Below are 19,702 nucleotides of genomic sequence, written 5' to 3' on the forward strand. Positions count from 1 at the left end.
TGGTGAGATTAACCGACTAATAATAATTCCCGTTGGACTTCTTCATCAGCATAAAGAGGTTTGCGTTTGCTGTTGACTTCCTTGAAAAACTGGGGCAGCTTTAGACCTGATCGCTTTAGGTCAATCACAAAGCGTTCAATGCCTTGTACATAGCTGCCGTAGTAGTGACTGTAACATTCCACTGCGGTTTTTTCGGGCTTTTCAGTGGTATAAATTAAGTATTGTTCAAGCGCTACCTCTACTCCGTAAACTTCCCCCGTAGCCCCACGTCGAATGTAAACCTCTTTAAAACGGCCTCGGTTCTCATGGTTATCCAGTTGGTTAATAGTTAGGATTTTTTTGCGCTCATGCTGATTGATCGCTAACAACTTAGCAATTTCATCAAAGTTGTCTTTGAACTTGGATTGGTCTAACATCATGATAGTATCCGAATTATTGATAATACTATCCTTAACCACTGCATTACCGATAATATCCCCCAGTTCCTGGGTTACAACTATGGCTTCACCCCAAAATTTTCTTACTGTCTTGTACAGGTACAAAATGTAACTTGCCATTAAAGGGGATGCTATCGCCTTCCATGCTTCTTCAATAATTAGCGCTTTTCGCTGTTGGGTTCGGAAACGCATTTTTTGAATAAATACGTCCATAATGATTAAGGTTACAATGGGGAATAAAATCTTATGCTCCTTAATACTGTCGATTTCGAAGACAACGAAAGGTTCTGTAAATAAGGAATTGTCCGCTTCTTCATTCAGGATAGCTTCAAACTCTCCGCCTTTATAGAACTTCTTTAGCACAAACCGGAACTCGTCTATGTCGAAGGGTATCCTTTCTTGCTGCTTTATCTCGGGAATTTTGTACAAAGCATACTCATAGAATGAGTTAAAGCTTAGTTCAACAACATTTTTTCTTTTAAAATCTTCTTTCGCTTCTTGCCTTGCGGCAGACAACAGTTGATAATATAATTCTTCTGTCTCTGCTTCCCTTAAACACAAAATTTCATTACCTATCAAATGGTTATAAATCCGTTCATATTCCCTTTCATAAAAGCTGATTTTCTCGTCGTCTGAACCCTGAAAATTGGCAGCTATACCCTTTGCCTCTTGTTCAATTGCATTTAGGTCTAAGGCTGCTTTTGCTTGTTCGGTAAAATCAATTTCAGCAGCTTCACGCTCTGCCTCGAATTGAATTTGATTAATTTGTTCGTCGGTTAAATCAATAAAAAGTGGCTTACCAAAGAAGTTGCTATAGTAGGCGGAAATGCATTGTGCAATTACGTCACTCTCAACCTGGTTCACCGTCCCTTCCGCACCTTTCCATAGCAAGCTGATAAGCGTTTTTAAGAAGTCTTTTTTCTCAATGTTGTATTCTCCTTCGCTGATCGCAAAAGGGTTCATTGTGATTGGCTTATCTTCCGAATAAGTGATATACTTACCACCATAATAGGAACATAGACCCGAATAAGAGTGCCCAGTATCGACAATAACAACATCCATTTGCCATTTAGGATTAGGAGACTTATTATACATGCAATACTGCTCAATTAAGGCGTTCATAAAAAAGGATTTGCCCGAACCGCTCGGGCCAAGAACAAACTTATTCCTGTTGTTTATCCTGTTTGTCTGCATTGGCAAATCTGCGGGGTCAATAGCTACGGGTATGCCCTGTCTATCAGTAAAGCGAATTTGAAAGCCGCTCAATTCATCTTTACTTAGGGCTTCCTTAAAAAAAAAGCAGAGTGCAGCATCAGCGGTTGTAAGGAAAAGATCATACTCGTCTAACTCAACCGTATTGCAGGGCATTGCAGTCCTGAACAGTTCCATTTGATTGTAAGCGTTCTTATTCGGAATAATGCCAAGCTGCTCAAACAATGAACTTTCGATATAATTACAGGTTTGCTGAATGGTTTCTAATGGGGCGCAAACCAAAAAATTGAAATGACAGTAGACAAGCATTTGGTTTTCCCTGGCTATGTCCACCATTAGGTCGTCAATATCCTCAACACACATATTATTAGCAGGGTCTGGAATACCTGAATGCCTTTTCCTTTTGAGTTCCAATTTTCTTTGAGTGAAATTTTGGGCAGGTATATCAATTACCTGATTATATATGATGGTTTGGTACCCAGGGACGTTGTAAAGGAAACCCATAGTATCGAGTGGAAAACCTTTTAGGCTATCTTTATCATTTCGTTCGACATGGGTTGAAATTTTTTCCGGCAAATCAATCTTGTCAATATCAATCAGTGGAACACTGCGTACTGCTCGGTCGCCCATCTTAATTTCAACATCGGTTGCGAGCAAATTATTCAGGGAAACATGATTGGTGCTGAAATTCATGCTAAGAATGCGCTTAACATACAGGTCAATTTCATTACCACTAAGAATTTTGGGCAATAGATTATTCCTTTTTAAAAGGTCTTCCAGTTTACCGATGTTTTGTTCAAAATCTTTAAAATGCTTGTTATTATAAGTAAAGAATGTGCCTCGCTTTGCTTTTCGGGTAACTACCAAAAATGTAGTGAGGTCTGTATATTCTCTGCCGTTAAAATGTTCGTCGTACTTCTTTTGCAAGTACTCGGTACTATCGGACTTGTTATATATCTTTTTAGTTAAGATATCTTGTTTTTGGATTACGTACCCCTCGCCTAAAATCTTAATAATATTCACATATAATTGGTGTGAAGTATCATAGGCGCTTGGGTCTGCTGAATATTGTAAAACGGGATTGTTAAGCTGGAATATAACGCCATAATCCCCTTTCAGGTTGTAAATAGTGGGATACTTCCCGGTTTCCTCTATTCCGAAGTACGGTAAGGTAAACTCTGTTTTGCGTTTTTGTGCCATCTTGTCAACTTTCTAAAATCAGTACGGAACCTAAATACACCTCTATGCCTTGTCTTAAAATGTAAGCCTTTCTTTTGTTGCTGCGCGGTGAAAATCAATCCACCAACAAAACCCGCAACACAAATAAATCCCCCGTATGCCATACTGGTTAAGCTGCCGATTACACCACCTGCAACCAAACTTATGACGAGGGCACCTACACCCCAACCGATGAATTTTCCTTGAAAACCACGATAAATAAGGGGCTTTTGAAGCCCCTTATAAATGTTGAACTGTTTAGCCATTAGACACCAAAGAATGCTTTGATTATAACGCCTACCAGTACCAGGAAAAGGCAAGAACCGCCCCAACCCATGATTTCTTTATTGATGTCCTGATCTCCGCTGTTCCATTTGATGTAAACGCGAACACCTCCAATGATACCAACAACAGCACCGATTGCAAGACAAAGGGTAGAAACTGGGTCAACATATTGACGTAAAGAGGTATTGGCAGCATTGATACCAGTAACACCATCTTGTGCCATTGCTTGAGTTCCAGAGATTGCTACTAAGATTGCCATTGCAACTGCGCTTTTCACTTTGTTTGACATTTTCATAACAGATAAAAATTAATGGATTAAAAAATTATAGATTTTAAGATTTGTGGAATTTTGAAGTAGACTGATAGGTTAACTATCATATCATTTGAACCTGGTTGACTGCAGCCAACCTTAATGCTATCAAAACGAGCTGCGGATCTTCGAACCGGTTTTGAATTTTGCTATCAATCATTCGCCTGGCCTGACCTGATCGGTGACCGCTCCGGCTTTGATCTGATAGCATTTTAGTTAAACACCATACATCGCCCCCATGATAACGGCAATTAGTTGTAAGAAAATAAAGGCTCCCAACCAACCCATTACCTGTGCATCAATATGATGCTTTCCCGATTGCCAATTATTGTAAACTCTTAAGCCACCAACTAACCCGAATATTGCACCAAGAATGGAAGCGGTGTATGTTAACGCATGGTATTGACTTTTGACCATCCTTGTAGCATCGCCAAATTCTTGAATACCGGGGGGCTGCGCGTTCACTTGAAAAACAAGGCAATAAAAAAGGGCTGTTAGAATAGCAGCCCTTATAAAGTAGATTTTTTTATGGTTTCGCATGTTAGAAAACTATCTGACGTTTATAATCAATGGTATTATTTTGGGCCAGTTTTATGACCTCCGACATTGAAGTTGTGCCACCGGTTGAAGTATTGATATTATGAGATATTATATTTAGTTCCTCCGTATCTTCATCCTCTCGCTCCCAAACAGCGTTAGTGGTGCCTTCTTCAAACTCGTCAGGTATTTCAATGGGAACAGGAACTAACTCTTCAAAGTGCTCTACTTCTGTAGTCTGCACATCTTCACTAAAAGTAAGTTCATCCCCTGCACTGGTGGTTGCAGTGACTGTTTTACTTTTCATTAAGTCCATAAGTACCATTAATAAATAATAGGCTGCATAAACTGCTATAAGCACTATTGTAAATTTCGACCAACTCATATCTATATCTCCTTAAGTGAATTTTTTAGCGAATTTTTAATTAGTGTTTTAAAATCAGGTCGGGTTTCAAAAAAGTCTTCTAATAAGAAATTGATAAATTGAACTACGTTAATCTTTAAAGCCGGACTAAGCTTGTTTAGAATAGCCATATGTTTATCATCGAACCTGATAAGCATTTTTGTTTGACCCGATACTTTCAGAGAGGATATTTGCTGTATCAAACCTGACAAGTCCTGCCCTTCGCTAATCTCATTTGAGATTAACACACCAGGCGGTGATAGCTCTTTTGCTGCTTCTGCGGCCACCCCGTCAACAACTGTTCCGGCAGCACCTCCGTTTAGCTTGCTTTCCCTCTCCCTTCTTATTTTTTCTGTGATCTCTTTTATACCGCCTTCCATATACCATTATGTTTATTGATGAACTCATTAAAAATTAACTCAAATACTGGCGATACTACTTGAATGATACTGGGGGAGTTTCAAAAGTAGAGATACGCTGAAAATCTATCCTTTCGGGTAACGGCTTAGTAATGGCACCGAAGTTTGAGAACACATTGTTAACGCTTTCCAGGGTTTCGTACTTAACTGTTGTTTTTATACGATTCGGTATAAAAACAATTTTTGCTTGATCATTCAGTTGCTTAACTACTTCGGAAAAATCAATAGTAGCTCCAACTGAAAATTCGTCATAAGAAAAGGGGCAGATGATTAAATCTACCCCCTGAAAAATTGGTATAAGTGTATCATTTTCGATATTCCCTGCTACATCTAAAATTGTGATCAATCCTTCTTTTTCCTTTACAATTTCCTTGATGGTACTGAACTGCTCCATTTCTGCTGCTTCAACCTCATACAGCGGATTGTTCTCTAATACCTTTGATGCCTGAACCTTATTGTAAATTGACCTTTGGTTATCCATATCAAATATGACAACCTCTTTATTCTGAACTAACGAAAGGTAGTTGGCGAATAAAACGGCAAGGGTAGATTTACCTACACCGCCTTTTTGATTTGCGAATAGTATAATCATATGGGTTTCGTTTATCTTGTGTTAATTCTTGCTTTCCTCACTCTGCGCCTATTCCTACCGTTGATTTGTTCATCATCAACATCGTCAGCTATACTCAAATCGAAATTTTGCATAGCGCCTAAAATGGCTGATTCTTCATAATTTAATTCGGCAACCGCTGCGCTACGTTCGTTCGGTTCATTTTTCGATTGCTGAACATCAATTTCGGTCTGCTCTGAAAAGGGAATAACTTTTTCTTTTTGCGGTAATTCTAAACCTGAATGCTTTGCCAATAAATTCAAGTCTGTTTGATTAAGTACCCTTTCAGCATCAATCATAAATCCGGTTTTTTTATCTAATATGAATAGGCTTTTATCAGATACATGAGCTTCAATGTGGTGTCTGCTCAACCCCTCTCCAACCGAATTAAATTCATGAAGTGCTGATTTTAATAGAATGCTTATCAATGCTAACCTCTCCTGGGAAATGGTATTAAATGAAATATTTGCCATTCCTTGGCGAAAGATTTTTTGAGAAGCTTCTTTTTCCTTAAATCCGTCAACCTTAATTTCTAAATTACCTATGGAAGATTGAGGTTGCTTGCGGTACCGGGAATGGTCGAGAAATAACTTTAACGGCATTATATCACTTCCCTTAAAAACAGCTTTGCTGTTATGATCTATGATGCTATAGCCATAAGGTGGTAAACCCTTTTTTCCATGAAAAACTATATCGATTCCAAATTTTTGCTTTAGACCCTGAACCAAATCAGAAGTGTACCCTATGGGCTTTTTATCATCCTTATATTTGGTGGGTTCATAAATTACCTTTAAGGAAGGGTCGGCTAACGAACTATATTTTTCAAATATCGCCTTCAATTGCCTGATTCGGCTTTCGTCTTTTACGCTTAGTGTTATTCGCTCGTTGATCTTGTCAATAGAAATGCGTTGCTGGATATCGTCAAACTTCCTTAAGGCTATTTCTTTATCGTCATGGGTAACAATATATCCCTGCTGCTCAAACAGTAACTTGAACTGGGCTACGGTCGAAATACTATAATCGAAAGCACGATTAATCAACTTATCGGTTGACAGCTTAATATCATTTTGTAAAATCTTTTGCACTGCTGCATAGGCACGCTTATACTCAAAAGCATCGGATATTTTCTTGCCCTCACTATCAATGCGACTGCTTACTAAATGAACATGGTTGTTATTGGTATCTTTATGAAAAACGATTAAGTAAGGGTTATCGCCATAGCCCATTTCCTTTAAAAAGGCATCTGCAAATCCTGTTAGTTGATGCTTATCATATTCCCTGCCTTTACAGGTAATAACAGCATGGAATTGTTGATCTTTAACTTTTGAATTAGTTGATGAATGAAATATAAGGTAGTTCTTATACTCCTCCGGCAATACATTTGTGACCGCTTGCAGGTAGCCGAAATTTTTCACCTTCATCAGCTCTCCCAGGTCTTTATCAGTTTTCTTAGTATTGTAGCTTACCCCATTAAATTTACTGCTGCTGTTTAGAATTTTTACTATCATTTGGCTTCTTCATTACCCTATACATCTGTCTCAAAACCTTATGAATTTCTGCTTGAAAGTCCAGATACTCTGTCATTAGCTTACTATGTTCCTCAAAAATTTTAGGCGATAGAGTATTATTTTTGCTAACCGTATTTGCGTGTTTAGCTAACTGGTTAATGTTATTACCCACTTTTCCTAAAGCGCCACCCAGTTCTGAAAGGGTGATAACTACATCTTTGGTTATTAAAAAGCTTTGGTCTTCCAACACACGCTTAATAAAAAGGTCAGTACGGTTTATTCCTGTTTCCTTTTCAATTTTAGCAAGTGTTTTATGCTGTTCTTCGGTCAACCGAAGGTGGGCCTGTTTAATCTTTTGGCCTTGGTGTTTAACTGGTCGCCCCCCTTTGTTTCTGTTCATAGGCTTGTATTTTGGTTTCAGAAAAATGAGTCGCGAATTTTTCTCTACCCCTATTTTTAAAATTTATGAGGTACGAATGGATTTTAATGATAGGCAAGTTCGTTTGGTGGGTCGTAAATCCCGGAGGGTTTACGATACACAAAAACACAACTTGCATTAACAAACTCAACATTTACGATTGGGCATTGAATACACCTAAATCCCAGTATGATATAGGTATAAATAAATAATTGCCTATGCGAAGCACATACCCTGATTGATGAAATAGTCAGATATACAGATAGACAGCTATTTAGATAGCCAAATATTCAACTATATAACTATTCGCTTATCTACATATGGTACTTTCTGAAATTTCAAAAAGTTAAATATTCCAATATTTGGATATACATATATCCGGCTATAGAGATAGGTAACTATTCGCCTGCAGGCACTTTAGTTAAGGTAATTAATTGTGTTTAGGATTGGCCGTCGGTAGTATCGGCAAAAAGAAAAGTATAAAGGTATTTGGAAATTTTTGGTAGTACAGGCAGTGGCATTTGAAGCCTTATGTTAACTCATTAACGCTGCCTGTATATAGTAATTCGGGAATACTCACGTAGGTATCTACATACCTGCCAAAACTGGCTGCCTATGGTTCATTAAAAAACAATCTGATTCATTTCTCGAATGAATATTAGAGTGAGTTTAACTGCATCATAATTCTCGGCTCCGCACCGAAAACGCTTCTTCCCCCAATGTCAAAGATCAAGATTTCGAATTAGAAATAGTTAACTATTTGCCTATTCGGATATACAAATATATAGCTTTGCTATATTTTGTAAGCAGATTGATTCAATTTGCTATATTATTTTATTTTAACTAACTGTTAACCAATAAAATAAAATTATCTGTTGTAACTGTTAACGCTATTTTGAAAATCAGATGGGAGATTATGGCTTTCGCCTTCTTTTTGAGGCTTTTTTACCTTTCAGTAGAACAAGAGTAGCAGCAAGCAAGTAGTATGCGATAACTGCTATCACTGAAAGGTAAGGCTCCATTTTTGCTTTTCAATTAAATAGGTTAAAACAAAGATGGGGCTTCATGGAGTGGATGTAAATACGCTAAAAGTACGATTCAACGTATGAAAAAGTACTATTTTAGGTACTACGTAGAACTACGTAGTATGATGTAAGAAACTGATTTACAATGCTTAATTAAATATACGTATAAATGACTATCCATCTATACGCATATTCAACTATCGGGATATATGAATTTCGCCTTTTAAAGTTCTGATTAATTCAACCTTGTTTCTTGCCCCCGTTTTGGTGAACATTTTTTGTACATGGGTAGTTACTGTTCGTTCTTGAATAAATAGCTTATCGGCAATTTCCTTATATTTAAGACCGTCAGTAATTAATGCTGCAACTTCAACCTCTCGAGGGCTTAAATTGAAACGCTTGCAGTTATCTATAAATGCATCGGAATGCCCGTCTTCTTTTACGGCCAGTAAAAGAGATTCTAATTGCTTCGCCTCTTCCCTTGACTGTTTGATAGCTTCCCAGATAAACAGTCCGGTAATAAAGAGGAAACCGCCATTCATAACTAAAACCTCTGGTAATTGGCTTACGCGAAAATAAGATAGGATAGGCATAGAAACCCAGGGAGCTATAGCTAACAAGTTTAGGTACATTTCCTTGCGGGACGTATTATCTTCCAGTTGCTTTTGTTTAATAGAACGATACATTGCATTTATGCAGATAACTGCATAAATGCAGGGGATGATTACTGCATGCTTTACTACTCTATCGATATTTCCTGATATCATGTATTCGATACCAAAAAAAACCACAAAGGGCGCAAATAAAAAAAGCCACACCCCATAAACAGCATGAAATCGTAACCTTTGCAAATTAAAAGCTTTGTAAAAGTAAAAGGGCATGTAACAGGCTAATAGAAAACCGCTACCCCATGCAAGCAAGTTTTGCATGTGTAAAGGTACTCCTTGAAAGGTGGGGTCGGGAAATAGCCCCCCGCAAACATTATAAAAGATAAAAAGTGATAACAGGATTAGATAATATAACCTTTTCTTCTCTCCTGGCCTCTGCAAATAAATTAGTAGTTGAAACAGGAACATTATCGTCTCAAAAATCAAGAAGATAAAAGTGACGAGTTCCATGTCTGTATTAAATACTTTCATAGAATAGGTATCTCTCTATCCCGTTTAAGCATGAAAAGCTTGTAGCCAAAATCCAATTCACTATAAATTTTGAACCCGATTTTCTCGTACCAAGGGATGTTTTTTAAAGTGGATGTTTCTAAATATACTGGGCGTTGTTGATCTTGGCTATCTTTGATAACCTCCTTTAGCAATTGGGTTCCTATCCCTTTATCTTGATCAGAAGGAACAACGCCAAGGAACCACAAATAGTAAATATGCTCTTTAGGATAGTTTTTTTTAATAGCACTCTCCCTGCTCATGGCCTTTCCTGCTCGACTTAAACCAATAGCGTTCAAAACAAGCTTAATATCCAACCAGGTAGATAATAAGGAAAATTTCTTTTTATCTGGATACAATACCAAGGCACAACCTTTTCTATCATTAGTAAGGTAAACTGCACCAAACATATAGCAGATTTCAAATGAGTAATCCATCAATGCCCGGATACGTTCTTTTCTCTTACTATCCTGCTTTACTATATAATTTACGCTTTGGTTATCCTCAAAGGAGTTAGAAAGAATATCAATTATTAACGGCTTATCGGCTTTTCCGGCTTTAATCATAGGTAAAAGTTTTTTGAAGTAACAGTTAAATATTATTTATATGTTGAAACGCGAAAATTTGTTTCGACATATCCTCGCTCGTAATAAATATTAAAAGCCATACTTTTATATCTTTACATGCTGTTTACAATTCTCTGACGAGGAAATAAAGCAAAACACAAAAATCAACCTCCCAATTACAGATTTGCTATAATTAAACACAAGCGGATGAAAAAAGGTTTATGGATATCAGTGGTGAGAACTTAAGGTTAAGACAAATAAGAAAAGCGTTAGGCTATAATCAGGCCGACTTTGCAAAGTCGCTCGGACTTACACAAGGTGGCTACTCTGATATTGAACGTGGCAAAAACGGCGTTTCCGGCAGGGTCAAAATGGTGCTGTTAAACGTTCATAAAGTTAACATCCGATATTTAGAAAATAACCAAGGCGAAATGTTTTACATTGAAACGCCTCCCGATCAACCCGAAGTTGAAAATACATCTTCAAATTTGAACGCATCCTTAGACACCAAGGATACCCAAATAGAACTTTTAAAAGCAGAGATAAGAAGGCTTAATTCAGAACGTGACTTATATATTGAACTGTTACAAGCGAAGGACAGAACCATTGCTGCCCTTGAACGGCAAATAAAAAAATAAAACATTGATATCTTGATATCTATATATAATGATATTTTCGTATCATTGTATCAAAGATTGTTGATATGAAAACCATTGCCATATTGAACCACAAAGGGGGAACGGGCAAAACAACCTCGGCTCTCAATATTGGGGCAGGGCTTGCACGTCTAAAGAAAAAAACGCTACTTGTTGACCTTGACCCCCAAACAAACCTTACAGAAGGCTTAGGGGTACGGGATGCAAAAACCTCTATCTATAATAGCTTAAGAGATGGCGTTGATTTACCTATTCAACCGATTAATGAGTATTTAGACCTGGTTCCTTCTTCCCTTGATTTAGTTGCAGCAGAATTAGAACTGGTATCGCGGATTGCTCGGGAAAGCATCTTGAAAAAGCTTTTAGATAAGGTAAAAAAGCGATACGAGTATATTATAATTGACTGTCCACCCGCATTGGGAATGCTCACAATAAACGCACTCGTGCCATCGGATACTGTTTTGATTCCTTTAGAAGCAGAGTTTTACTCCTATCGCGGAATTGACCGTATGGTTAATATCATTTCAGAAGTAAGGTCACACTATAATGAAGACCTTACCATAGGCGGTGTCTTTATTACTAAGTGTAACCCAAAGCGAACTTTAACCGAACATATAACAGAAAGCGTTAAACAGCATTTTGGCGATAAATTATTAGATACAAAAATTCGTGTCAATGTAGCACTTGCAGAAGCACCAGTACACGGCCAAGATGTATTTGAATATGCACCCAACTCAAACGGTGCTAAAGATTATGAAACCTTAGTAGTAGAAATTGTTACCAAACTATAATGTCATGGCAAAGAAAACATTCAACTTAGAAGATAAAAATAAGAACTTACATGGTGCTGCTGCACTGTTTGCGCCTTCCTCACAAGAAGGTAAACAGCAAAAAGAAGAAACAAGAGAGCCCGAATACAACGAGGATGAAGAAATAACTGGTTATCAGCTTCGATTGCAAAAGGGTTGGCTAAAGCAGTTAAAAATAATGAGTGCCAATACCGACACATCAGTGAAAGACCTCATTTTAAATGCAGTCGCTGAAAAATATAAACTCTAAACCTAAAGCCCTACATCAGTAGGTTTTTTTGTTAGTTACCATCAAAACCAAATCAGATAATCCGGGCGGCAATCAAAATTTGCTATCATAACATTTGTCCTTGATGATCTGCAGCAAAAATAAATGCTATCAAAAGCAGCTGAGGATCTTGTTGCCGGCACGAATTTTTGCTATCTTTCAAATGAGCGATACACATTCTAATCCTGAATTACCTAAACACCAAATTTATGAACTGGTGGTTGCGGACGTTCTTAAAAAATTTGATGCGAATGCTACAGTCAAGCACGATGTGAAACTACCCAGTGCAAACGGTAAAAGGAAAAGGCAAATCGATGTTTACATTGAAGGTAAAATAGCAGGTATGCCTCTAAATATTATCGTTGATTGTAAATATTATGATAAAAAGCTTGATGTTAAAGATGTTGAGCAATTCATCGGAATGGTAGAAGATATTAAGCCGAACTTAGGTATATTAATAAGCCCTGTCGGTTTTTCATCAGGCGCTATTGATCGGGTAAAAGAATATGGTACAAGAATTAGCTTATGTTCAATATTCAATGGCAACCATATTGACTATTCTACCCCTTTAGGCATTTGGATGTATCGTATTGAGCGAACAGGGTTAAAGTTGAAAATAACTATAACAAATGGTAATCAAGCAATGAAGTACCCTCTGCCAGCTCCTGAACTATGGATGGTTGAAGATATGTTTGGTAAGCGAATGAAATTACTCGACGTTGCAGCCGAAACCATCATAGAAGATAAAAGCTTAATGCATGATAAAACTGGTTTTACTTTCATTGACACTGATAAGTATCTGTTTGTAGACGGTGTCCACACTATTAAGCTGGCGGAAATGAAAGTTTGGTTCGATTCTGTTATCACCGTCGGCAAAAGATATATTAGATATACTTCTGGTACTGCTATTGTTAAAGAAAAAGAGGTTACAACACTTACTCCCTTATCTACTGACATCATATCAGTGGAAGGTGACTTTGAACCGTTATCGTTAAAGCAAACTCTTGCTTTTTTAAAAAGTAAGGGAAAAACGATAAATTAAGTACTATCAAAAATACAAGCTGCACCTGGCTCCAGGTTTAAGTTTTGCTATCACTTGTTCGGGTAGCCTGCCCTGATCTGCGGATGCTCCAACATTAAGGTGATAGCATTTTAATAATTTTACTTTATGTGTAGGTCAATTTCACTATACGAACCTAATAATTGGGGTAGTGTCATCGTTTGTATATTGAGCATATCACAAATGAGTGGTATTTTCTTAAATAACTTACTGTCATTGTTTACAGCAGACTCTTCGGTTACTATCGCTAATTCAGTTCCATCGCTTGCTTTTGATCTACTCAATGAGTACAATATAAGCTTTGCATCAGCCGAATCTAAAAACCTGTTTCTAAGCATCTCAAACTCTGCGTCAGATTTCAACTTTTTTTTCTGAACCGTTACACAAAATTGATTTTCAAGTTGATTATAGAACTTAGGATATGGTAAAATATCCATCGTTTTCGTATGATGTTTTTTATCTGCTAAAAACGGCAGCTTTTCGGTAACTATTCCTTTTGATAGATATTTTATTTCATCATAAACCTTATCAAGTATGACAATCTCATTTGCTTTGACTTTCTCTTGGATACAATCAAACAATAAAGAATTTTTATCAAATGGTAAGTAATAGCGAACCAAAGACAAAAGAGAACTCGAGTCTATTACTGCAATCATTGAATATACTTTTCTAATTCGTCGGGCTTAATATTAAGGGTTTTACACACCTCATATTCATTGATTACTCCTTCATGGAAAGCCGTTGAAATAGTTGAAATCAATAATGGTGAGTTAATTGGTTTGGGTGTTGAACCCCTTTGTGGTACACCGCTTAACTTCTCTGCTTCTCTTTGTAACTTTAACTCTCTTTCTCTCGCTCGGTGTTCTTCGTCAAATTCAGCTTTAATCCTATTGTAATTAGCCTTTGAAATCTTACTTGTAAAAACAAGTCTTGTATAGAGCGAAAGCCTACTTAGATTTGTCTTTTCAGAGATAACTTTTATTAACTCATGATGGTAATCATTATGGGCGTTTGCTTCATCAAGGTTTTCAATTGTTTGCGCTTCGCTACCCATCAAGAAAAAGTAAGCAAAATCGTTACACCATCTTTCGATAGAGGACAATTGGCTTTGAGGTGAATAGTCTACAGCTTCAACTTCTTCCTCGTTTAGCAGGTAATGTCCAAACTCATGTACAAGTGTGAAAATTTCCCTTCTAAATGAACTTTGGTTACGCTTTATGACTATTACATTCGGCTTTAAAAAAAAGCCATCAATGTTTGCTTTTTCTTTTTTATTCCACGTTTCGACAAATTCAAAAACCATAACGTTTCTTTCTGCGAGCTTACTGATTAGCCTTTTGAGAAACTCCTTTAAGTCGTTTGTAAAATCAGGATAAACGTTATTTCTAATTTGCTTTGCTACAAATTGAGGGTCTTGTTTTATCGTAAATATTGGAATACTTCGCTCTGTATCAAGGTCGGCCAACCTCGCTATTGCGGATAATGAGATTTTAAAGTCCTCAAAATGATTGACTATTTTCTTTGCCCCTAAATTCAATTCTGAATTAAAGTTTTCTTTTCTAAAAAATATGCTTGCTTCTTTAGCTTCTTCAGGAGCTTTAGGGTCAAGGTAAAAGTGAAGTCCTTTGTTGAATACCTTGTCAATTCTTTTTAGATAGCTTACATTAATCTCGTCGCTTAGTATATCTTCATTGGCTATTGGCTTTTTGAGCCCATCACTAATTAAGGCAATTAAGTCCTCGACTGACATCTTGTAAAGATTCAGTAGATATTTAAGCCTCAATATATTTTGCTCTATTTTCAACAGCGTTTTTGGTGTGCAAAGATATTAATAATATCGAGTGAGATATCATTGTAATTAAACGCAACATAAGGTTTTTTTGTTTAGAAAGCCAGTGCACTTGACTTTAAAAAGCTAATTATTTTAGCTTGCGTGTTATAAAGTACTTGACGGAGAAGTTTATATTTGCTAGCTCAGAAATTTAAAGCCTGATTGGAACGTTTATTCTATCACGAGCAACACATATTCCATCTTTTATAATATAACACTCCACATAATGTGGTCCGTTAAATGTACTTGACTCTTTTCTTCGCCCTTGGCCTGCATCCTTTATAATCTGTCCTCTTATCATATCTTTTTCAATAGCATGCTGACCGACATTTTTTATTTTCCAATATACCTCGTACGGTTTTGGAGCATCACAATCGGCAACAAAAAACGTCAATGACATTCGACTTTTAATGATCTTTAAGTTTCTAAGTAATACTGTCCTAAATCCAGCTTGACTTACTTCACAATCAATTCTGAGGTTATAAATGATATCAAGCTGGAATTTATCTTCAATAAATTCCTCATTGTTGCGAACGTTATGCGCTTTTTCGAGAACCAGATTCTTATAAGGAAATGCTTTTCCAAAAAGGGATCTGTACTTACCACATTTATCATCTTCCTCTAAACATTCAATAGCTTCTGTTGCAATTTCAAGTGATTTTTTTACTTTCTTGTTAATGTTAGATTTCTTATAAACCTTTTGCCTACTGCCTGGTGAGTACCAGTAGCGCCTATCAGGACTAAAGGTTGTCATATAGTTAAACAGGTCTTTAATTAGTTCTGGAAAATGCGTTAATCCTTCCTGATGATATTCGATGTTGGCAGAAAGAAAATCATAACACCAAGTATCGATCAACAAGCCGCTGATTTTTAAACCAAATTTATTTTTCCACGCTCTAACTAACCTACATAGCTTTATATAGGTTTCTTCTGATAATGTATTAAGCTCATCACATGCTTCATTTTCTTGTAATGGCTTTACAGTCTTCCAACATCCACCATTGTTAGCATCAGGATAGGTAAAGGTGTTTCCTTCTTCTAAGAATGCAGGGCAAAGTTCAATCTTAAATCCTATAAATTGTATCACAACTACTTGTCCATCTCCACGAACATCTGTTTGAGGATAGGTAGTTAAGATTATATCCTTAACTTTTTGTAAAAGGGCACTTTGCCCATTACCTGAACGTGCATCATAGGTATAGTATAAATCCTCTGGTAAAGCAAATATTACATCTAAGTCACTCACCCCCTTAATTGCAGTATTTCTACCAAAACTTCCTATTATGTAGGAATGATCTGTATCGCTCTCAGAATTGTAAAGGTTCTTGTTTAGCGTTTTAACAATTCTTTTAATTTTTTGAAAAATCGATTCTTCGTTATCAACAATTAAATTATTAAAGAACGTTTCGAAAGATGTCTCGATAGCCATTAGGTGTAATCGGTAAGTTCTAAAGTTAGCTTTATCTATGATCGTCGTAATGTAGCTGGAAGGAAGCAGTCTATTTCAGCATCCGTAAAGGTGAATTCTTCATTGTTTTTTAAAGCTTTTACTGCCTTCTGATACCCTTTACTTATTGTTTTCGGGGCTCCACGATAAGTGCTGACTAAATCAGCGTTTAGTGCGTCTCTAGTTGCCTGTAATTCGTCTATACTCTTGTTCCCAATTTTAATGTCAACTAGGAGTGAAAGAAATCTTTCTCTAATATCAAGGATATCTAATGCTGACTGTTTATGTTTTTCTGCGATTGCTAGGTAATCGAAATCTTTAGCATATAAGGTCAAAAACAATGATGCTGTAGCAAAAACGGCAGCGACAATCTCAAAAGTTTTACCAGTGCCAAATAACACCCCTAAAATACTGGTTGTTGTAAGAGCGGATAAAGCTACTTCCACAAACTTTAGTCCATCACTTCTATATTTTAAGATATCTGCACATTTCTCATGGGTTTTATGGGCATAAACAACCCTTCCGTAAATTTCTCTTATCTGCGATTCTAAGGCTTTGTATTCGTCGGTCATAATTTGGTATTTAAAGATACTTCTTTTATAAATTAATTGATAACAAAAAAGAAACCGGCACCTAGCTGCAGGAAGTTCTTTTGCTATCACTTATTTGGGCGAACTGTCCTGATCTGCCGGTGCTCCAACATGAATCTGATTGCATTTTAATTATTGCTGGCTCTGATATATCTGTACAAGGTAGGTTTAGCCACTCCTACCATTTCGCAAATCTTATCGACTGATAATTCCTTTTCATTGTAAAGCTTAATGGCTAAGGCTTTCTTATCTGTATTCAGTTTTTTAGGTCGGCCACCTACTTTGCCCCTCGCTCTGGCCGATGTTAGCCCTGCCTGGGTGCGCTCTTGTATAAGGTTTCTTTCGAACTCCGCTAATGCACCAAAAATGTGAAATACCAGTTTGCCCGTTGATGTGGTGGTATCAATATTTTCCTGCAAACTTTTGAGGGCAATGCCTTCCTGATCTAACCACATCATCCACTCGAGCAAGTTTTTAAGTGAACGGCCTAATCTGTCCAATCGCCAAACGACTAAAGTATCGCCCTTGCGAAGTACCTCTTTCACTTTTGCCAATCCTGGCCGATCGGCAGTAGTGCCGCTAATTTTATCCTTGAAGATTTTTTCGCACCCTGCCTGTTTCAAAGCGTCAGTTTGTAAGTTGGGGTTTTGATCGAGTGTAGAAACTCTGGCGTATCCGATAAGCATTGTTAAATAGTAATAAAACTCGTAATGTAAAGATAAAACTTTACTTTGATTTCGTAACGGAATTTCGTTACTAACTTTTACAGCTAAAATTCGGTTTTTGTCGTAGTCTTTTAAACAGTAACAAAAACGAACGTTTTCGTTACTGTAGTTCACGATATATAATTTATAAATATTTTACTTGCATAACTAAAACAATCATCGTAATATTGCAATATATAATTATGGGAATTACCAAAACAGAAATATTTACCGAAGAACAAAACAGGTTAGCTGTGATGCTCAAAGCTATTGCGCACCCTGCCCGTATTGCCATACTCGAGCAGATCATCAAGGCCAATGCCTGTATCTGTGGTGATTTGGTCGAGGAACTTGGTTTGGCCCAAGCGACCATTTCACAACACTTAAAAGAACTCAAGAATGCAGGTCTGATTCAAGGCACCATTGAAGGGGTAAGCGTGTGTTACTGTATTGAGCCGAAAGCCTGGGCACTGCTGCAAAATCAGTTGAATGGGTTCTTCAACCTGTACGAAATGCCTAAATCCTGCTGCTAAAATTTTTTATCTACAAACATCGCAATATTGCAATAAACCATTAATATAGAAACTATGGAAACTTTAAAATGGCAATCATTCAAAGAACAATTAGAAGCTAACCCAACATTAGACCTGCAATTTCAATATGCGGAAAACACCTGGGTAGATGCCTCTTACCATATTACCGAAATTAAACAGGCTCCCATTACCTCCGTTGATTGCGGTGGAGTGATGAACGCCTGGACAGAGGTAATTGTCCAATTGTGGGTGCCTGAGGAAGAACAGCAACTGCGCTCAATGAAAGTACGTAAAGCGTTGTCTATCGTTGAACTTGTAGAGAAAGCACTTCCGCTTAATCCCCATGCCGTAGTAAAGATTGAATTTGGCAATGCACAATTTGATACCCGACAGATGTTGCCAAAACAACTAATTGCAGATGGTGAAAACTTGATTGTGGATCTTCGTCCTGATGCCGTTCAGTGTAAGGCGATCACTCGGGGCGGTAGCTGCGGTACGAATGAAAAAGGAGAAGAATGCTGCACACCGGTGGTGGAAGTTAAGCCTAAGATTCAACTGAAAAACTTAGTTGCCGAAGCGCCGAGCTGCACTCCCGGTTCTGGTTGCTGCTAATCATAATCAGGATGTAATGACAAAAATCGAAATATTACAGCCTGCACATTGGCCGGACGTGAGACGGATTTATCTGGAAGGTATCGCCACCGGTCAGGCGACCTTTCAAACTGATGCTCCCCAGTGGGAAGATTGGGATAAAAGCCATTTATCTGATCTTCGCTATGTGGCACTAACCGATGATGGTAACATGGCCGGTTGGGTAGCTCTCTCCCCAGTATCCAGCCGTTGCGTTTATGCAGGGGTTGCCGAAGTAAGCGTATATGTGAGCGAGGAGTTCCGGGGCAAAAAGGTAGGCCAAGCGCTTTTGCAGCACCTGATTACCGAAAGTGAGAAGGCCAACCTGTGGACGCTGCAAGCCGGTATCTTTCCTGAAAACGAGGCAAGCGTAAAGTTGCATGAGAAACTTGGTTTCCGCATCATCGGCTACCGCGAACGGGTAGCAAAACAGTATGGGGTGTGGCGAAACGTCTACCTCCTGGAACGAAGGAGTAACGCGGTTGGAATTGATTAATTTACGTAAGAGCAGATACTTTATAATAAGGAATGAAACCTCGTAAGAAGCTTCATTGCCGATAAATACAAATTGAACTTAATGAAGAATATATTAGTGCTGTGTACCGGCAACAGTTGCCGTAGCCAACTAGCCGAAGGATACTTAAGGCATTTTGCAGCTGATAAAGCTGCCGTTTATAGTGCAGGTATTGAAACGCATGGCGTGAACCCGAAAGCCATCCAGGTAATGGCCGAAGATCATTTAGATATATCCGGGCATACCTCTAATCATGTGGATGAATACCTTTCTATCCCCTTCGACTATGTCATTACAGTATGCGATAATGCCAATGAAGCCTGCCCATATTTTCCTGGCAACGTACAACGTTTTCACTACAACTTTCCTGACCCTGCCAAAGCTACTGGTACACCCGATGAAGTAATGGAGCAGTTTAGAAAAGTACGGGATATGGTCAAGGTATATGCTGCGGAATTTATCAGTCAGAACTTACAGTAACAAGTATTAGGTTTAGCATAGCACTGCTATGCTTTTCTTTCATATCATTCAATCGTTAAATAGCAATAAACCAAT

General features: G+C 37.7%; 24 protein-coding genes. 8 read left to right on the plus strand and 16 right to left on the minus strand.

Annotated elements, in window-relative coordinates; all coding sequences use genetic code 11:
* Window positions 1–8: 8 nt before the first annotated feature.
* From HH214_RS21620 to HH214_RS21670, 11 genes are all read right to left on the minus strand, one after another.
* The gene (locus HH214_RS21620) at window positions 9–2,849 is read right to left on the minus strand and encodes a TraG family conjugative transposon ATPase (RefSeq protein WP_169611294.1); all 2,841 of its coding nucleotides are present in this window, start codon (window positions 2,847–2,849) and stop codon (window positions 9–11) included.
* Window positions 2,801–3,133: a DUF4133 domain-containing protein gene (locus HH214_RS21625; protein WP_169611295.1), complete on the minus strand. Its 333-nt coding sequence runs from the start codon at window positions 3,131–3,133 to the stop codon at window positions 2,801–2,803. Before HH214_RS21625 ends, HH214_RS21620 begins: the two co-directional genes overlap by 49 nt.
* Window positions 3,133–3,441, minus strand: coding sequence for a DUF4134 domain-containing protein (locus tag HH214_RS21630; protein WP_248282292.1), 309 nt, complete (start codon window positions 3,439–3,441; stop codon window positions 3,133–3,135). Before HH214_RS21630 ends, HH214_RS21625 begins: the two co-directional genes overlap by 1 nt.
* Window positions 3,442–3,678: 237 nt before the next feature.
* Entirely contained in the window at window positions 3,679–4,002 is a 324-nt protein-coding gene (locus HH214_RS21635) for a DUF4134 family protein (protein ID WP_169611297.1), read from the minus strand.
* A 1-nt stretch (window position 4,003) separates the two neighbouring features.
* Window positions 4,004–4,384, minus strand: coding sequence for a hypothetical protein (locus tag HH214_RS21640; protein WP_169611298.1), 381 nt, complete (start codon window positions 4,382–4,384; stop codon window positions 4,004–4,006).
* Between the two features lie 2 nt (window positions 4,385–4,386).
* On the minus strand, window positions 4,387–4,782 hold the full coding sequence (locus HH214_RS21645; protein ID WP_169611299.1) for a hypothetical protein: 396 nt from the start codon (window positions 4,780–4,782) through the stop codon (window positions 4,387–4,389).
* Window positions 4,783–4,837: 55 nt separating this feature from the next.
* Window positions 4,838–5,413, minus strand: a complete 576-nt coding sequence (locus tag HH214_RS21650; protein ID WP_248282291.1) for a ParA family protein — start codon at window positions 5,411–5,413, stop codon at window positions 4,838–4,840.
* An 11-nt stretch (window positions 5,414–5,424) separates the two neighbouring features.
* Window positions 5,425–6,939 (minus strand): relaxase/mobilization nuclease domain-containing protein, encoded by a 1,515-nt coding sequence (locus HH214_RS21655; RefSeq protein WP_169611300.1) that lies wholly within the window; start codon window positions 6,937–6,939, stop codon window positions 5,425–5,427.
* The gene (locus HH214_RS21660) at window positions 6,908–7,339 is read right to left on the minus strand and encodes a plasmid mobilization protein (protein ID WP_169611301.1); all 432 of its coding nucleotides are present in this window, start codon (window positions 7,337–7,339) and stop codon (window positions 6,908–6,910) included. Before HH214_RS21660 ends, HH214_RS21655 begins: the two co-directional genes overlap by 32 nt.
* Before the next feature lie 1,240 nt (window positions 7,340–8,579).
* Window positions 8,580–9,521 carry a helix-turn-helix transcriptional regulator gene (locus HH214_RS21665; protein WP_169611302.1) on the minus strand — a complete coding sequence of 314 codons (942 nt, stop codon included), beginning with the start codon at window positions 9,519–9,521 and terminating at the stop codon, window positions 8,580–8,582.
* On the minus strand, window positions 9,518–10,105 hold the full coding sequence (locus HH214_RS21670; RefSeq protein ID WP_169611303.1) for a GNAT family N-acetyltransferase: 588 nt from the start codon (window positions 10,103–10,105) through the stop codon (window positions 9,518–9,520). Before HH214_RS21670 ends, HH214_RS21665 begins: the two co-directional genes overlap by 4 nt.
* A 221-nt stretch (window positions 10,106–10,326) precedes the next feature.
* Here HH214_RS21670 and HH214_RS21675 point away from each other — a divergent pair, with 221 nt between their 5' ends.
* From HH214_RS21675 to HH214_RS21690, 4 genes are all read left to right on the plus strand, one after another.
* Window positions 10,327–10,743 (plus strand): helix-turn-helix domain-containing protein, encoded by a 417-nt coding sequence (locus HH214_RS21675; RefSeq protein WP_169611304.1) that lies wholly within the window; start codon window positions 10,327–10,329, stop codon window positions 10,741–10,743.
* A 65-nt stretch (window positions 10,744–10,808) separates the two neighbouring features.
* Window positions 10,809–11,552, plus strand: a complete 744-nt coding sequence (locus tag HH214_RS21680) for a ParA family protein (RefSeq protein ID WP_169611305.1) — start codon at window positions 10,809–10,811, stop codon at window positions 11,550–11,552.
* A 4-nt stretch (window positions 11,553–11,556) separates the two neighbouring features.
* A complete protein-coding gene (locus HH214_RS21685) occupies window positions 11,557–11,820 on the plus strand; it encodes a hypothetical protein (protein WP_169611306.1) in 264 nt (87 codons plus the stop codon).
* Window positions 11,821–12,001: 181 nt separating this feature from the next.
* Window positions 12,002–12,880 (plus strand): restriction endonuclease, encoded by an 879-nt coding sequence (locus HH214_RS21690; protein WP_169611307.1) that lies wholly within the window; start codon window positions 12,002–12,004, stop codon window positions 12,878–12,880.
* Between the two features lie 119 nt (window positions 12,881–12,999).
* Here HH214_RS21690 and HH214_RS21695 read toward each other — a convergent pair whose 3' ends face one another.
* The 5 genes from HH214_RS21695 to HH214_RS21715 all read right to left on the minus strand — a co-directional run bounded on the left by HH214_RS21695 (window position 13,000) and on the right by HH214_RS21715 (window position 17,452).
* On the minus strand, window positions 13,000–13,554 hold the full coding sequence (locus tag HH214_RS21695) for a DUF4411 family protein (RefSeq protein ID WP_169611308.1): 555 nt from the start codon (window positions 13,552–13,554) through the stop codon (window positions 13,000–13,002).
* Window positions 13,551–14,648 carry an ImmA/IrrE family metallo-endopeptidase gene (locus HH214_RS21700; RefSeq protein ID WP_169611309.1) on the minus strand — a complete coding sequence of 366 codons (1,098 nt, stop codon included), beginning with the start codon at window positions 14,646–14,648 and terminating at the stop codon, window positions 13,551–13,553. The genes HH214_RS21695 and HH214_RS21700 overlap by 4 nt, the downstream gene beginning before the upstream one ends.
* A 232-nt stretch (window positions 14,649–14,880) precedes the next feature.
* Entirely contained in the window at window positions 14,881–16,158 is a 1,278-nt protein-coding gene (locus HH214_RS21705; protein WP_169611310.1) for a nucleotide-binding domain-containing protein, read from the minus strand.
* 35 nt (window positions 16,159–16,193) lie between these two features.
* Window positions 16,194–16,748 (minus strand): SLATT domain-containing protein, encoded by a 555-nt coding sequence (locus HH214_RS21710; RefSeq protein WP_169611311.1) that lies wholly within the window; start codon window positions 16,746–16,748, stop codon window positions 16,194–16,196.
* A 146-nt stretch (window positions 16,749–16,894) separates the two neighbouring features.
* Window positions 16,895–17,452, minus strand: coding sequence for a recombinase family protein (locus HH214_RS21715; RefSeq protein WP_169611312.1), 558 nt, complete (start codon window positions 17,450–17,452; stop codon window positions 16,895–16,897).
* 221 nt (window positions 17,453–17,673) lie between these two features.
* On the opposite strand from HH214_RS21715, the gene HH214_RS21720 reads away from it, so the two are divergent.
* The 4 genes from HH214_RS21720 to HH214_RS21735 all read left to right on the plus strand — a co-directional run bounded on the left by HH214_RS21720 (window position 17,674) and on the right by HH214_RS21735 (window position 19,627).
* A complete protein-coding gene (locus HH214_RS21720) occupies window positions 17,674–18,003 on the plus strand; it encodes an ArsR/SmtB family transcription factor (protein ID WP_169611313.1) in 330 nt (109 codons plus the stop codon).
* Window positions 18,004–18,057: 54 nt separating this feature from the next.
* Complete coding sequence (locus HH214_RS21725; protein ID WP_169611314.1) at window positions 18,058–18,615, plus strand: DUF6428 family protein; 558 nt, start codon at window positions 18,058–18,060, stop codon at window positions 18,613–18,615.
* A 16-nt stretch (window positions 18,616–18,631) separates the two neighbouring features.
* Window positions 18,632–19,129 (plus strand): GNAT family N-acetyltransferase, encoded by a 498-nt coding sequence (locus HH214_RS21730; RefSeq protein ID WP_169611315.1) that lies wholly within the window; start codon window positions 18,632–18,634, stop codon window positions 19,127–19,129.
* A gap of 81 nt (window positions 19,130–19,210) precedes the next feature.
* On the plus strand, window positions 19,211–19,627 hold the full coding sequence (locus HH214_RS21735; protein ID WP_169611316.1) for an arsenate reductase ArsC: 417 nt from the start codon (window positions 19,211–19,213) through the stop codon (window positions 19,625–19,627).
* The last annotated feature ends 75 nt before the right edge of the window (window positions 19,628–19,702 follow it).

The sequence above is a fragment of the Mucilaginibacter robiniae genome, from assembly GCF_012849215.1.
GTDB classification, from domain to species: Bacteria; Bacteroidota; Bacteroidia; order Sphingobacteriales; family Sphingobacteriaceae; genus Mucilaginibacter; species Mucilaginibacter robiniae.